At 73.5% G+C, this 14041-nt stretch carries 12 protein-coding genes; 4 read left to right on the top strand and 8 right to left on the bottom strand.

Annotated elements, in window-relative coordinates; all coding sequences use genetic code 11:
* The first annotated feature begins 191 nt into the window (after window positions 1–191).
* Window positions 192–527, top strand: coding sequence for a hypothetical protein (locus O7621_RS25605; RefSeq protein ID WP_278170383.1), 336 nt, complete (start codon window positions 192–194; stop codon window positions 525–527).
* Window positions 528–584: 57 nt separating this feature from the next.
* Here the strand turns inward: O7621_RS25605 and O7621_RS25600 are convergent, their stop codons facing one another.
* Complete coding sequence (locus O7621_RS25600) at window positions 585–2174, bottom strand: leucyl aminopeptidase (RefSeq protein ID WP_282231593.1); 1590 nt, start codon at window positions 2172–2174, stop codon at window positions 585–587.
* 135 nt (window positions 2175–2309) lie between these two features.
* Between O7621_RS25600 and gcvT the strand changes: the two genes are divergently transcribed.
* Window positions 2310–3437, top strand: a complete 1128-nt coding sequence (gcvT, locus tag O7621_RS25595) for a glycine cleavage system aminomethyltransferase GcvT (protein WP_282231592.1) — start codon at window positions 2310–2312, stop codon at window positions 3435–3437.
* A gap of 28 nt (window positions 3438–3465) precedes the next feature.
* Here the strand turns inward: gcvT and O7621_RS25590 are convergent, their stop codons facing one another.
* The 3 genes from O7621_RS25590 to O7621_RS25580 all read right to left on the bottom strand — a co-directional run bounded on the left by O7621_RS25590 (window position 3466) and on the right by O7621_RS25580 (window position 7446).
* Entirely contained in the window at window positions 3466–4770 is a 1305-nt protein-coding gene (locus tag O7621_RS25590) for a DUF2314 domain-containing protein (RefSeq protein WP_282231591.1), read from the bottom strand.
* A 178-nt stretch (window positions 4771–4948) separates the two neighbouring features.
* On the bottom strand, window positions 4949–5746 hold the full coding sequence (locus O7621_RS25585) for an adenosylcobinamide-GDP ribazoletransferase (RefSeq protein ID WP_282231590.1): 798 nt from the start codon (window positions 5744–5746) through the stop codon (window positions 4949–4951).
* The gene (locus tag O7621_RS25580; protein WP_282231589.1) at window positions 5743–7446 is read right to left on the bottom strand and encodes a bifunctional adenosylcobinamide kinase/adenosylcobinamide-phosphate guanylyltransferase; all 1704 of its coding nucleotides are present in this window, start codon (window positions 7444–7446) and stop codon (window positions 5743–5745) included. The genes O7621_RS25585 and O7621_RS25580 overlap by 4 nt, the downstream gene beginning before the upstream one ends.
* Window positions 7447–7613: 167 nt before the next feature.
* Between O7621_RS25580 and O7621_RS25575 the strand changes: the two genes are divergently transcribed.
* Window positions 7614–7814 (top strand): hypothetical protein, encoded by a 201-nt coding sequence (locus O7621_RS25575; RefSeq protein WP_123602758.1) that lies wholly within the window; start codon window positions 7614–7616, stop codon window positions 7812–7814.
* A gap of 1 nt (window position 7815) precedes the next feature.
* Complete coding sequence (locus O7621_RS25570; protein WP_282231588.1) at window positions 7816–8616, top strand: site-2 protease family protein; 801 nt, start codon at window positions 7816–7818, stop codon at window positions 8614–8616.
* A gap of 106 nt (window positions 8617–8722) precedes the next feature.
* Here the strand turns inward: O7621_RS25570 and O7621_RS25565 are convergent, their stop codons facing one another.
* From O7621_RS25565 to O7621_RS25550, 4 genes are all read right to left on the bottom strand, one after another.
* The gene (locus O7621_RS25565) at window positions 8723–9721 is read right to left on the bottom strand and encodes an aldo/keto reductase family protein (protein ID WP_282231587.1); all 999 of its coding nucleotides are present in this window, start codon (window positions 9719–9721) and stop codon (window positions 8723–8725) included.
* A gap of 125 nt (window positions 9722–9846) precedes the next feature.
* Window positions 9847–11973: a WG repeat-containing protein gene (locus O7621_RS25560; RefSeq protein ID WP_282231586.1), complete on the bottom strand. Its 2127-nt coding sequence runs from the start codon at window positions 11971–11973 to the stop codon at window positions 9847–9849.
* A gap of 218 nt (window positions 11974–12191) precedes the next feature.
* Entirely contained in the window at window positions 12192–12524 is a 333-nt protein-coding gene (locus O7621_RS25555; protein ID WP_282231585.1) for a hypothetical protein, read from the bottom strand.
* Between the two features lie 863 nt (window positions 12525–13387).
* Window positions 13388–14005 (bottom strand): DUF3043 domain-containing protein, encoded by a 618-nt coding sequence (locus tag O7621_RS25550; protein WP_282231584.1) that lies wholly within the window; start codon window positions 14003–14005, stop codon window positions 13388–13390.
* Between the last annotated feature and the right edge of the window lie 36 nt (window positions 14006–14041).

Below are 14041 nucleotides of genomic sequence, written 5' to 3'. Positions count from 1 at the left end.
GACTTTCCCCGGTCATCTTGTCACTTGTAGTGTCTGAACGCTCAACGAGGTGCCCAAGGACACGTGGTCGCAACGTAGGCTTGCCCTGTCCGTCTATGCGCGCGGGCGTTGGACAGCCGGGCCGGCCCGACCGCACCAGGCCGCCCAGACGGCACCTGCGCGGTCTTGTCAGCTGGGGGAGGGGAACGCCGGTGGCGTGGTTTCGTCGGCGCAAGCAGTCGAGCGGGGCACCGGGAGGACGGCCGGCGAATCGGGCCGATCTCGACCATCTCGAGGAGTTCGTCCGCAGCCGCCGCGGGGTCGAGGCGTTCATCGAGCCCCGGACCACGGTTACCGAGACGACGGTGATGCTCATCGCGTACGACGGTGAGTGGACCCGTCGTCGGGTCGACGGCCCGGACACCGCCCGTCGCTTCGCGCACAAGATGGCCATCCCGATATACGACGTGGCGCTGGTCGGCTACCCGCAGCGGATGCGGGACTTCAACGAACGGCGCAAGCGGGCCGACCGGGCCGACCGGGGCTGACGTCCCCGCGTGGGTCGGGTGCCGGCCGGCACCCGACCCACGTCGGGCTGTGACGGGTCAGCCGTTGGCCGCGATGTCCTGCACCAGGTGCACCAGCGTGCGCACCGGTACGCCGGTGCCGCCCTTGCTCCAGTAGCCGAACGGCTCGCCGGAGTGGTAGGCCGGGCCGGCGACGTCGAGGTGCGCCCAGGCGACCCCCTCGCTGACGAACTCGCGGAGGAACACCCCGCCCTGCAGCATGTGGCCGGCCCGGTCCATCGCCGAGTTCACCTGGCAGATGTCCGCCACCTCCGACTCCATGCCCTTGCGGACGTCGTCGGGCAGCGGCATCGGCCAGGCAGGCTCACCCACCGCGTCCCCGCCGGCCCGCACCCGGGCGCACAGCTCGTCGCTGCCCATCACCCCGGCCATCCGTTTGCCCAGCGCGACCACCTGACCGCCGGTCAGCGTCGAAGTCTCCAGCAGGTAGTCGCAGCCGTCCGCGCAGGCCCGGGCCATCGCGTCGGCGAGCACCATCCGGCCCTCGGCGTCGGTGTTGAGCACCTCCACCCGCTTGCCGTCGAACATGGTCACCACATCGCCGGGCCGGTACGCCGTACCCGACGGCATGTTCTCCGCCATCGGCAGGTACGCGGTGACCGGCACCGACGGCCGCAGCGCCGCGATCGCCAGCATCGCCGCCCCGACGGCGGCCGCACCGGCCATGTCCGACTTCATCTCCCACATGCCCTGCGCCGGCTTGATCGACACGCCGCCGGTGTCGAAGGTGATGCCCTTGCCGACCAGCGCGACCCGTGGGGCGTCCGGGGCCGCCTCCGGCGGGGTATAGGAGACGATCACCAGCCGGGGCGGGGCGGCCGAGCCGCCGCCCACGGCGAGGATCCCGCCGTAGCCCCCGTCGACCAGCGCCTGCTCGTCCAGCACCTGCACGGTCAGCCCGGCGGCGACCGCCGCGTCCCGTACCGAATCGGCGAACGCCGGCGGCCGCAGCTCGTTCGGCGGGGTGTTCACCCAGTCCCGGCAGGCGATCACCGCCGCGGCGACCGCCTCCGCCCGGGCCACCTCGGCCTGCACCGCGGGGTCGGCGGCGTCGGTGACGTGCAGGGCGATCGAGGCGACCGGTGCCCGTCGGCCCGGCTGCGGCTGGGTCTTGTAGCCGGCGAACCGGTAGCTACCGAGCAGCGCGCCCTCGGCGACCGCGCGCAGTGCCGCCGGTCCGTCCGCGTCATCCGGGACCGGCAACGCCACGGCGACCCGCGAAGTGCCGGCGAGTGCCCGTATCGCCGCGCCGGTCGCTCGGCGCAGGGTCTCCGGGGCGGGCGCCGCGCCGGTCGGCTCCGGACCCAGCCCGACCGCGACCAGCAGCGGCGGCCCGACCGTACCGAGCGTGGCCAGCTTGATCACTTCGCCAGTGGCGCCGGTGGCGCCGAGCAGACTGAGGGCCTCGGTCAGTCGACCCTCGAACGCGACCGCGATGCTCTCCGCCCCGGTCGCCAGTAACAGGGCGGGCGTCGTGCCCGGCGCGCCGTCCGCCGCCTGGTCTGCGTCTGGCTGGTCCTGACTGTGTACGCCGATCACCAGCGCGTCCACGGCCAGCTCAGCGGGGTCGGTGTCGACCAGGTCCAGGGTTGTGGTGGTTGATGTCACTCGGCGTCTCCGGCAGCTGGGCCGGTTGCCTTGTGGGCGACCGGCGGGTTGGTCTCCGGCGCAACTTGCTCCGCCGGACGGGGTGGTGCCCCGCCGATGCTAGCCACCTGCGGGTCCGCCGGTAAGTTGCCTCCCATGACCGAGGTGACCATGACCGGGGACGGCGCGCCGCGCAGATCCCCGCTGCACGACCGGCACGTCGCGCTCGGCGCGAAGTTCGCGGCCTTCGGTGGCTGGCAGATGCCGCTGGAGTACGCCGGCGGCGGCGTGCTGCGCGAGCACGAGTCGGTGCGTGACACCGTCGGCGTGTTCGACGTGTCGCACCTCGGCAAGGCCCGGGTCACCGGACCCGGCGCGGCGGCGTTCGTCAACTCCTGTCTCAGCAACGACCTGGACCGGATCACCGCCGGCTCGGCCCAGTACACGCTCTGCTGCGACGACGCCACCGGCGGCGTCGTCGACGACATCATCGCCTACCGGTACGCCGACGACCACGTGTTCCTGGTGCCCAACGCGGCCAACACCGGCGAGGTGGTCGGCCGGCTGCGGGCGGCGGCGCCGGGCGGGGTCACGGTGACCGACGAGCACACCGGGCACGCCGTACTGGCGGTGCAGGGACCTGCCTCGGCCGGACTCCTCGCCGGACTGGGGCTGCCCACCGGGCATCCGTACATGAGCTTCGCCGCCGGTCGGCTGGCCGGCACCGACCTGGTCGTCTGCCGCACCGGGTACACCGGCGAGCACGGCTACGAACTGGTGGTGCCGGCCGAGGCGGCGGGCCGGGTGTGGGACCTGCTGCTGGCCGCCGAGACACCGGTCGCCGCGCGGGCCTGCGGGCTGGGCGCGCGGGACACGCTGCGCACCGAGATGGGGTACGCGCTGCACGGTCAGGACCTGACGGTGGCGGTCACCCCGGTGCAGGCCCGGCTCGGCTGGGCGGTCGGCTGGCGCAAACCGGACTTCTGGGGTCGGACCACACTGCTGGCGGAAAAAGCAGCCGGGCCGGCCCGGCTGCTGCGCGGTCTGCAGTCCGTGCAGCGGGCCATCCCGCGACCCGGCATGGCCGTGCTGCTCGACGGAGCGCAGGTCGGTGCGGTGACCAGCGGTACCTTCTCGCCGACCCGCAAGACAGGTGTCGGCCTGGCTCTGCTGGACACCGCCGCGGTGCCGACCGACGGTGTCGAGGTGCAGGTCGACGTGCGCGGCCGGCACACGCCGATGCGGGTGGTGACTCCGCCGTTCGTGCCGTCGTCGGTGCGTTGACTGCCAGCTGCGCTGCCTGCGTCCCGGCTCAGCGCCCGGTCGGGCCCCGGTCGCCCTGATCGAGCACCGATTCGGTCCAACCACCCTCCACCATCCGGTCCCCGCTGATCAGCGCCCAGTCGACCACGTCCGCGGCGTCCACCTCGACCGGGCTGCCGACCCGTACGGTCGGGTCGCAGACCGCGTCGACCGTGCTGGCCGCGTGAATCCGGCCGGGATGCGGCCAGCCGGTGACGCTGGCCCACACGTACTCGTGGCCGTCCGGCGCGGTGAGACCGTACTTGACCAGCAGTTGACCGCCGAGCGCGCGGGCGAGGAACCGGGCCCGGACCTCGCCCAGCGACCGGCGGGCGGTGGTGATCGCCTGCGCCATCGCGTCGCTCTGTCGAGCGTAGTGGATCTCCGGCTGCCCGGCGCCGAAGAGCTCGCCGCAGACCTGGGTGAAATAGTCCCCGGCGTCGCTGTCGGCCACCTGCGGCGGCGGACGGAGGGTGAGGAAGGAGTCGGCCTCCGGATCGGTCGACGGGTCCAGCACGATCCGCAGGAGCGCAGAACCCGCCGAATCGTGCCGGTCCTGGTTGCCGTACGCGACGGCGATGTCGTGGCCGGACACCGGCAGGTTCACCGGCAGCTGGACGAAGGCCGGCGGCTCCGGTTCAGCCAACGCCTCGGTCCAGATCCGCAGCAGCCGTCGGGCGGTCCCGGTCATGATCGCCCCCCAGGCCCGGACGAATCTCGGCGGCACCTGCTGCGCCTGCAGCTCCAGCAGCCCGAACCGACGTAGCCCTTTTGTGGTGAACCAGAGCCCGTCGTCGTCGGGGGAGTAGGGCACCAGGACCCAGTCGACCAGGCGGATCCGTCCGTCGGCGTCGGGCAGCGACCGCAACGCGCCGGCCGGGTCGAGGAACTGCAGCCCGAACAGGTCGATCAGGTCGACGTCGAGCGCGTCGGCCAGCGCCGCGCCGACCGCCCGCGCGGCCCACTCGTGCGCCGGCGGCCAACCCGGCCGGTAGCTGGCCTGGACCACGACACAACGCTGTGCGGTGCGGAGTCGGGCCAGCTGACCGCCGGTGGCCCCGAACGCGGCAAGCAGATCCGGCGGCAGCTCCGGCAGCCGGTCGACCGGGCGGGTCTGCACGGTCATCAGCGGGCTGCCGAGCATCTGCCGGGTCAGGTCACGTACCGGCCGGGACAGCCGGTCACCGAGCCGGTCCACCGCGTCCAGCGCCTCCGGTACGGCCGCGTCCGGCGGTACCACCGGGACCAGGTAGGTGGCGGCCAGCGACTCCGGCACCGGCACCGGCAGCAGCAGGTCGTCCGAACTGGCGGCCATAGGTGCTCCCTGCTCCCCGGGTCGTGCGTCGCTGGCGAGGTGAACGCTACCCGGCACCGGGCCCGTGGCGGCCGAGGTTGCCGATCGCCGTGGCCCGCCGCCGGCTGGCCGGGGTGCGGCTGGTCGGGGCGAGGCCGGCCGGCACGGTCACCAGGTCATCGCGGCGTCGGGCACCAGGTCACCGTACGGTCACCAGGCCCAGGTAGACGGCGGCGGTGGTGAATTCGACCCCGGCGCCCAGCACGTCACCGGTGATTCCGCCGAACCGGCGGACCAGATGGTGCAGCCAGGTCAGCCACAACAGCACCGCGCCCAGCACGACCAGCGGCCCCTGCCAGGGGCGGTCGGGTACGGCGGCGACCGCCACGGCGGCGACCAGGACCGTGCCGGCCGCCACCGCCGGCCACCGCTGGGTGCCGGCCACCAGCGCGCCGAGCCCGTCCGGTCGGGCGGCCGGCACGGCCTGGCGGCAGGCCCAGGTGACCGCGAGCCGGCCTGCCGCGACTGCGGCGGCGACCGTCGCCAGGACCGCCGGCCACGACCGGCCGGCCGGTAGCGACCCGAGCGACGCCGTCTGTGCCAGCAGCACGACGACCAGGGCAACCACGCCGAACGGACCGATGTCCGGCCGGCGCATCACCGCCAGCGCGCCGTCGGCGGGCCGGTGTGAGCCGAGCGCGTCGACGGTGTCGGCCAGTCCATCCAGGTGCAGCCCCCGGGTCGACGCTGCGGCCAGGCCCGTCACGAGCGCTGCGGCGACCAGCGCCGGGGTGCCGGCGGCCGAGAGCGCGAGCAGGGCCATTGCGAGGAGCACGCCCAGCCCGAGGCCGACCACCGGGGCGACCGACATCGCCACGGCCGCCGCCGCCCGGTGCACCGCGCCGGGCCGCAGCGGAAACACGGTGAAGGTGGTGACGGCGAGCCGGACGCCGGCGGAGACGGTGTGCACCGCACCGGTGGGCCGCGCGCCGGTCACCGCACCGGGTCGGCAGCGGCCGGACCGGGGCCGGCCGGCTCCGGTTCGGCGAACGTCGGGTGCTCGTCGAGCGTGTCGGCCAGGGCGAGCGCCGAACGCAGCAGCGGCAACGCGGCCAGCGCGGTGGTGCCCTCACCCAGGTCGAGCCGCAGGTCCAGCAGCGGGGTCAGGCCGAGTACGTCCGCCGCGTGCCGCACGGTCGGCTGCCGACCATGGTCGGGCAGCAGGCACCAGTGCCGGGCCTGGCCGGCGAGATCCCGGCTGACCAGCGCGGCGGCCACCCCGACCGGGCCGTCCAACAGCACCGGGATCCGGTTGGCGGTCGCACCGAGCAGCACCCCGGCGGCCACCGCGACGTCCCCGCCGGCGTACTCCGCCAGCACCTCCCGGGCACCACGGGTGCCGCGCCGGGTGCGGTGCAGCGCGTCACGTACCGCGGCGCACCGTGACATCCACGCGGCGTCGTCGACCTTTCCGTCCGCCGCCGGCACCCGGCCGAGCAGCGCCGCCGGCTCCGCGCCGGTGGTCGCCGCGACGACGGCGGCCGCTGCGGCGGCACCGCCCGCGCCGCAGGCGGCGATGACGATCGCCGCCACGCCGGCCCGGCCGGCCCGCTGCGCCACCTCCCACCCGGTCGCCAACGCGCTGTCCACCTCGTCGGGGGTGAGCGCCGATCGGTGTTCGATCGGGGCGGCGACGGGGGCGGCGACGACGTCGACGACCGCACCGGCGGTGGCGGCCAGCCGCGCCAGCGCCCCGTGGCCGGCGCGGGCCTGGTCGGCCCGGCGCGCGGAGTCCTGCGGGCTGTCGCCGGCGGCGACTCCACCTTCGTGGTCGCCGTGGATCAGCACCACCTGGACCGGGTCCCACGGTCGCGGGCTGACCGCGTCCTGCGTACCGGCGGCGAACCCGATGACGTTTTCGAGCGCGCCGAACCCGGCGCCGGGCAGGTCCAGCCGGCCCAGCCGGGCGACGCCGGCGGTCCGGGTCCGCTCCGCCGGCATCGGCAGGGTCATCCCGGGGGTGATCTGCGCCGCCGTGCCGGAACCAGCGGCCGCCGCCAGCTCCGGGCCGGCCTGCTCCGGGCCGCTCGCCGGCCTAACCTGCTCGGTCTGCTCCGGCCTGGCCTGCTCGGTCGGCCCGGTCGCGGCCAGCCCGGTCGACTTCAGCTGCACCGGCTGTCCGGCCACGACCAGCACCACCGCGTCGGCCACCTCGGCCAGCAGTTGGTTGGTCAGGCCGAGCGCATCCGCGAACGCCCGGCCGACCGGTGTGGACGGCACCAGCGCCAGCCCCACCTCCGGGCTGACCAGCACCAACCGGGCGGGACAGGACCGCACCGCGGCGGCGAGCTCAGCGATGGCGGCCCGGTCGTCGGCCGGTTGCCGAGACGGATCGAGCAGCGCGGCGACCCAGCCGCCCACGTCGTCGACGAGCAGCGTCTCCTCCGCGCGGGCCGACGAGATCGCCTCGATCAACCGGCCGGGATCCCCGGTGGCCTCGTCGGTGTGCCAGTCGGTCGGCCGGCGTGCCCGGTGCTCCTCGATCCGGGCGAGCCATTCGGCGTCGGACGGATCCGCCGCTCCCGTCGCCACGTAACGCACCACCGGATCCCCGGTGACCAGGGACTCGGCGTAGTCGGACTTGCCGGACCGGATTCCACCGAGCACGAGAATGGACTGCCACCCGCCAACGGACATGCCCGTACCTTACGGCGGGCCCGGCCGGCCGTGACCTGCCGGGGCGGTGCCGGCGGTGCTCCGGTGCGGTCGGATGTCACCGGTCGCGGCTAGGCTTGCGGGCATCCATCGCCGAGGGTAGAAGCGCACTGGGTTCAAGCGCACTGAAAGCTAACGGGAGCAGCGATATGCCATGGAGTTGGCGGTACGTGGACGCGGAAGGTCAGCCCGCGCAGGGGCCGACCGAGACGTTCGGCACCCAGGCCGACGCCGAGTCCTGGATCGGCCAGGCCTGGCGGGAGTTGGCCGCGGCGGGCGTCGCCTCGGTCGAGCTGCTGGAGGACGACCGCACCGAGTACCGGATGAGTCTGCTGCCGGCAGGCAAGTGAGATGCGGCCGGAGCCGTCCGACGGGCCGTCGGGTGGCCCGCTGGCCGGTCGGCCGCCGACGAGCCGGCGGCCCAGCCCGGTCTTCCTCGTCCTGGTCGCCCTGGTGGCCGGCAGCGGCGCACTCGCCTGGTCAAGTGAGCGGTACGCCCGGTTGGCCGTCTTCGTGCTGGTGGTCAGCGGCTGGCTGGTCTCACTCTGCTTGCACGAGTACGCGCACGCGCTGGTCGCCTACCGGTTCGGTGACCGCAGCGTGGCGCACCGGGGCTACCTGACGCTCAACCCGTTCAGGTACACCCATCCGCTGCTGTCCGTCGCGCTGCCGGTGCTGGTGGTCCTGCTCGGCGGGATCGGCCTGCCCGGGGGCGCGGTCTGGGTGGACCGGCACCGGATTCCGGGCCGGCTCCGGCACACCCTGGTCAGCCTCGCCGGTCCGGCGGTCAACGTATCCCTGGCCGTGGCACTCACGGTGCCGTTCCTCGTCGGCGTGGATCCGGGCGGCCGACAGGAGTTCTGGGCGGGCATCGCCCTGCTGAGCTTCCTGCAGTTGACCGCCAGTGTGCTCAACCTGCTGCCGGTCCCCGGACTGGACGGCGGCAACATGATCCAGCCGTGGCTGCCGCCGGCCTGGCAGCGCGGTTACCAGGTGCTCGCGCCGTTCGGCTTCATCGGCCTGTTCGCGTTGCTGTGGGACGACCAGATCGGCGGCGCGTTCTTCCAGGCCGTGTTCCGGCTCGGCGACCTGCTCGGGCTGCCCGCCCCGCTCTACAGCTACGGTCTGGCGCTGATCCGGTTCTGGTCTTGACGGCTGCCTGGTCCGGCGGCGGGGTACCCGTGCCGGGCCGAACGCGTCGGCCGGTGTGTCATGCCGCTGCGGTGTGCCGCAGCGGCATGACCTGGCACGGCGCCGGCTACGGCCGACTGGCCGGGCTGACGGTCCGGCCCGGGTCCCGCTCGACGATCGGCTCCAGGATCTCGTCGATGGCCTTCATCAGACCACCGTCCAGCTGGACCCCGCTGGCCTTGACGTTGTCGCGCACCTGTTCGGGCCGGGTGGCACCGATGATGGCCGACGAAACGTTGGGGTTCTGCAGCACCCAGGCGAGGGCCAGCTGGGCCATCGACAGGCCGGCCTGCTCGGCCAGTGGCTTGAGCTGCGCCACGGTGCTTAGCGTCTGGTCGGTCATGAACCGGGCGATGAACGTCGCGCCCCCGGACTGGTCGGTGGCCCGCGAGCCGGCCGGCGGTGGCTGACCAGGCTGGTACTTGCCGGTGAGCACACCCTGACCCAGCGGCGAGAAGACGATCTGCCCGACGCCGAGTTCCTCGCTGGCCGGAATCACCTCGGCCTCGATGACCCGCCACAGCATCGAGTACTGCGGCTGGTTGGACACCAGCGGGATCTTCAGCTCACGGGCCAGGGCGTGGCCCTGGCGGATCTGTGCGGCGTTCCACTCCGAGACCCCGATGTAGTGGGCCTTGCCGGAATGCACGATGTCGGCGAAGGCCTCCATCGTCTCCTCCAACGGCGTGGCGTAGTCGAACCGGTGCGCCTGGTAAAGGTCGACGTAGTCGGTCTGCAGCCGGCGCAGCGAGCCGTTGATCGACTCCATGATGTGCTTGCGGGACAGTCCCCGGTCGTTGCGCCCCTCGCCGGTCGGCCAGAAGACCTTGGTCAGGATCTCCAGCCCTTCCCGGCGTTCGCCACGCAGCGCCCGGCCGAGCACCTCCTCGGCCCGGGTGCCGGCGTACGTGTCGGCGGTGTCGAAGGTGGTGATGCCGACGTCCAGCGCGGCGCGTACGCAGGCGTTGGCTGCCTCTTCCTCCACCTGCGATCCGTGGGTGATCCAGTTTCCGTAGGAGATCTCGCTGACGAGCATGCCGGAGCGGCCTAGGTGTCGGAATTCCATGCCTCAACCCTAGTCGGCCGTCGGCCCGCCGGGGCGTTCGGCATGAGCTTGCGTACAGCGGTAAATCGATCTCGCGATGGTGCCGACGGACCAGTTGTCCGGTACGGGTGCCGAGTACCGCCGCGTCACAGCAGCGGTTTGGTGTCGGCCAGCAGCCGGTCGATCTCGTCCATCACATCCGCGCGGCTGGGCAGCACCGGGTCGATCAGCGGTTCCCCGCGCCGGTCCAACGCCCCCCAGTGTCCGTCGGGGGCCGCGACGAGGAACGCCACCGGATGGATCGCCATCGCCGGATGCACCGGTGGTACGACCATCCGTCCGGACCGGTCGACCACGCCCTTGCGCCCACCCGAGTCGATGATCGCCAAACCCTCGTCGGTGAAGCCGTCGATGTAGCGGCCGTCGGTGAGTGCGGTCGGGAAGCCGCCGAACCGGGGCGGGAGCAGCATCCGGCCGGTCTTGTCGACCGCGCCCCAGCCCCCGCGCCGGACCACCGCGACGCCGCGCCGGAACGGGCGTACGTCCTCGAAGCCGGTCCCGATCACCACGGTGTTGTTCCGGTCGATGGCGATCCAGCTGCCGGTGCCGTCGGCGGTGACCCAGGCGAGTCCGTCGGAGAACGAGCCGACCCCGATGTAGCCGGCGGTCGGCGCGATCACCGTTGTCCCCGACTCGTCGATCAGCTCCCACCACTTGGCCTCCGGCCGGCGGACCCAGGCCACCCCCTCGTGGAACGGCTGGACGTCGGCGTAGCCGGGAGCGATCACCAGCTCGCCGTCGACCCCCGCGTACCCCCATTGCTGGGCCCGGTCGTTGAAGGTCGGTCGCGGCGGACGGTGCAGCCGCAGGATCTCCTCCCGGTCCCGGGGGTACGGCCCCCAACCGTTCTCGGCGACCTTGGCGAACACCGCGTCCAGCGCCAGTTCGGTACGCGCGATCAGGTCCGGATCCTCGACCTTGCGCAGCTCAAGCGCACGTTCGAAGTGGTTGCACGCCTCCATGTAGCGGCCCTGGTCGTAGCAGGACCGGCCGGCATGTTCGTGCATCGTGGCCCGGAGCCGGTCCGGTAGCTCGGCCGAGTTGGCCTCCTCGAACAACCGGTCCGCCTCGGCGAAGTCACCCCGCCACTGCAGCACGTGCGCCAGCCGCGCCTGGGCGATCGCGACCCGGCGTAGCTCCCCGGTCGCCTCGGCGTGCGCCAGGGCCAGTTTGGCGTCGGCCAGTGCCTTGCCGAGGTCGCCGAGGATCCGGGAGACGACCGCCCGCAGACTCAACAGCCGGGCCCGGGTGGCGTTGTCGGTCGCCGGTTCGATCTTCTCGGTGAGCCGGTCCCGGATGGCCCGGAACTCGTCGGGATTGTCCACCAGCTCACGCAGCGTCTCGTGGTGGAAACGCCAGTGGTACGACGACAGCATCTGTTCGGGGTCGCTGAGCTGGGGCTCGGTCTCGTCCGGTGCGGTCTCGGGATCCGGCGCCGGGTCGGGTTCGTCGGCCGGCTGGTCCGGCTGTACGAGCGGGGCCAGCATGGTGGGTGCGCCGAGCGCCGTGGCCGAACCGGCGGCGGTCCCGGTGACCGGTAGGACGGTGTCCGGACTGGCCGGCGGCCCGGCAGGGCCGGAGCCGGACCCGCCATCGTTGTCGTCCGGGGCGGTACCGATCGGATCGTCGGTGAGTCCGGCTGCCGGCTCGGTGGCCGCCGGCTCGGTGCCAGCCGGGTCGATATCGAGTTGGTCGGGCAGCTGAGACGGTCCGCCGTCGCCGTCGCCGTCGCCGTCGCCGTCCGCGGCAGCGGAGGTTTCCGCAGCGGGCGCTGTGTCCGGCCGGGGCAACGCGTTGGCTGGTGGTGCCGGGACGTCCGACAGGACCGGGGCCTCGGCCGGGACCGGGGCCTCCGACGGGACCTGACCGGACGGTGCGGCGGTGGGAGAGACCGTCGGCGGCTCAGCCACGGGTACCGCCGGGGAGACCTGTACCGGTCGCGGCGGTGCTGGCTGGTCCGGCTGCGGGCGCACGATGTACGGCGGCGGGGCGTGCCGCGGCTCGGCCTTGGCCCGCACCACGAACTCCGGTTCGGCGGCATCCTCCCCGCGGGGAACCGGCCGGATCTGCGGGTGCTCGCCGGTCGGCGTCTGTACCCGGAACTCCGGGGGCGGCCCGGCCGGGGCGGAGACCGGGATCGGCAGTTGCTCGCCGGTCTGACCCGGATCCGGTCGGTGGATGCGGCCGTCGGGGCCCGCCCCTGCCGTGGGCATCCGACCCGGCGGTGGCGGGACCGCGCCAGGGATCGGTCGCGTCGGACGCTCCGGGGGCGCTGTGGGACGGGACGGGGCGACCGGATCGGCTGGCCGGGGCGGTGCCGGCGGAGACGTAGGTGCCAGCGTCGGAGTGGGCGTCGGCGGGGGTGCCTGGGCGGCGGGCTTGACCCGGTACACCTCATCCGGTCCCGGCTGCCGGGCGGGCGGCCGGCCGGTCACCCGGCGATCCGGTGCCGGTGCCGGCTGTGCAGTCTGTGCCAGCGGCGGCGGGGGCGCGGGTGCCGCCGGTGGTGGCGCATGCCAGCGCTGCGGTGTGCGGCGCGGGTCGGCGTCCGAGGGCTGCTGTCCGTCCCGGCGAGGGCCGTCCGGTGGGCCTGCCCGGTGGTGCGGATCCCACCGGGACACCGGACCGTCCGGCCGCACCGGGGGCCGTTGGTCACGAGGCTGCGGCCGGTCCCGGTCGAACGGCTCAGCCGGTTGCCACTGGGGCCGGTCCCGATCGACGGGTGGACCACCACGGCGTCGCTCCGGTGGGTGCGGGCGCTCATGGAAGACAGCGTCCGGATGCCGGCGGCGTTGGTGGAACACGTCGTCGGGATGCTGCCGACGGCCGGTCCCATCGGTGTGGGACGGCTGTTGCTGGCCGCCCTCGGCGAACCAGCCGGCGGCCCCGGCGGCTTCCGACGCAGGTTCGTTCGGGCGTGGTGCCTCGCGGTGACCGTCCCGCCGGGCCCGGTCGGCGTCAAACTGCGGCCTGCGGGCCGAGGGCTGGTCTGTCCGGTCGCCGACAGGTGCCCGCCCAGTTCCGGAACCGGACTGGTAGACGTTGGCCCGCCCACGGCTGACACCGCGGCTGGTCGGTTCCCGCTGGGCTGACCGACCCGCGCCGTTGTCGCCGGGGTACCGCTGGCCCGGCAGCGGCACCCATTCGTTGGTCGGATCGGTGACCCAGCCCGGTTCCTGCGGCCGATGGTCCCGCGCCCGGCGCATCGCTTCCCACCGGTCGTCGTCGTCCCAGCTGACGTCGCGATGTCCGTCGGCCGAACGGTCCGGTGCGCCGTCGTCCTCCCACTGCCAAGATTGCCAACGGCGGTCGAAGTACCCCTCGGTCACGCCGGCACCTCGCCGCAGGTGTCGTTACGGGCGGCCCGCCGGGCAGGCGAGAACCGTGTCAGCGGTCCGTGTGGCTCGCTCACGGCGTGTCACCTCGTCGAATACTCGCTGAGCGACCGTGGCAACCCGATCGGGTCCCCCCGGCCCAGTGGCGGCGTGGTTGCGGATGGAGGGTAGCCGCGCGGGCTCGGTCGACGCCACCGAACCGCCCGTACTGAATCGAAACAGTGTCTTTTCCGCCCCGCCGAGGTGCTCCGACTCTCGGGTGCCGTAGCCCGTCCAGCGCCTGCCGGGCAGGTCAGATTCTGTCGCCGAGCTCCACCCGGGGGATCGGGGTGCGCATCCGGCGGAACGTCATCGCGCGCATGATGGCGTAGAAGTACAGGCCGCCCATCCGCTGGTCCGACTTGGGGAACCGTTCCCGCACCAGTTTGCGGATCCGGCGGGAGATCAACACCGAGTCGACGACCACCAGAACGGCCAGCGTCACCCAGAGCAGGTTCGACGCCAGCTGCACCGCCGGTGGCATCGTCGGGCCGGACCCGATCAGGACGAGCAGCGCGCCACCGAAGAACCAGGTGCCGACCGTACGCCGGGAATCCACCACGTCGCGGGCGAGCCCGCGCTCCGGAGCACGGTCGCGCGGCCCGCCCTCGCGGCGGAACTCCTCCGAGATCGCCGCCCGCCTGGCCCGCCGCTGCTCGCGGGCCTCCTGCTTGGTCAGCGGCTTGGTGCTGCCCGCCGGTCGGCGGCCGGCACCCGGCCGCTTCGGGGTGACCACACCGAGTTCCTTCTTGCTCGGCGTGTGGCTGCGGGCACGGGCGGACCCGGCCTCGTCCTGCGACGGGGGAACATCGTCCTCCGGCAGGTCGGCTTCCACGACATCGGCGGACTTGCGGCGAAACAGCGACGGCACGCGTGAAGGGTAGCCAACCAGGTGCGTTACCCGCAC

Origin of the sequence: Solwaraspora sp. WMMD937 (genome assembly GCF_029581175.1) — a bacterium.
Lineage (GTDB): Bacteria > Actinomycetota > Actinomycetes > Mycobacteriales > Micromonosporaceae > Micromonospora_E.
This window is presented reverse-complemented; position numbering and strand designations above follow the sequence as displayed.

Coding starts and splice junctions, on each gene's coding strand:
- gcvT (WP_282231592.1), top strand. CDS start 2,310: ATGACCGAGGTGACCATGACCGGGGACGGCGCGCCGCGCAGATCCCCG.
- O7621_RS25590 (WP_282231591.1), bottom strand. CDS start 4,770: ATGGCCGCCAGTTCGGACGACCTGCTGCTGCCGGTGCCGGTGCCGGAG.
- O7621_RS25580 (WP_282231589.1), bottom strand. CDS start 7,446: ATGTCCGTTGGCGGGTGGCAGTCCATTCTCGTGCTCGGTGGAATCCGG.
- O7621_RS25575 (WP_123602758.1), top strand. CDS start 7,614: ATGCCATGGAGTTGGCGGTACGTGGACGCGGAAGGTCAGCCCGCGCAG.
- O7621_RS25570 (WP_282231588.1), top strand. CDS start 7,816: ATGCGGCCGGAGCCGTCCGACGGGCCGTCGGGTGGCCCGCTGGCCGGT.
- O7621_RS25565 (WP_282231587.1), bottom strand. CDS start 9,721: ATGGAATTCCGACACCTAGGCCGCTCCGGCATGCTCGTCAGCGAGATC.
- O7621_RS25560 (WP_282231586.1), bottom strand. CDS start 11,973: ATGCCCACGGCAGGGGCGGGCCCCGACGGCCGCATCCACCGACCGGAT.
- O7621_RS25555 (WP_282231585.1), bottom strand. CDS start 12,524: ATGAGCGCCCGCACCCACCGGAGCGACGCCGTGGTGGTCCACCCGTCG.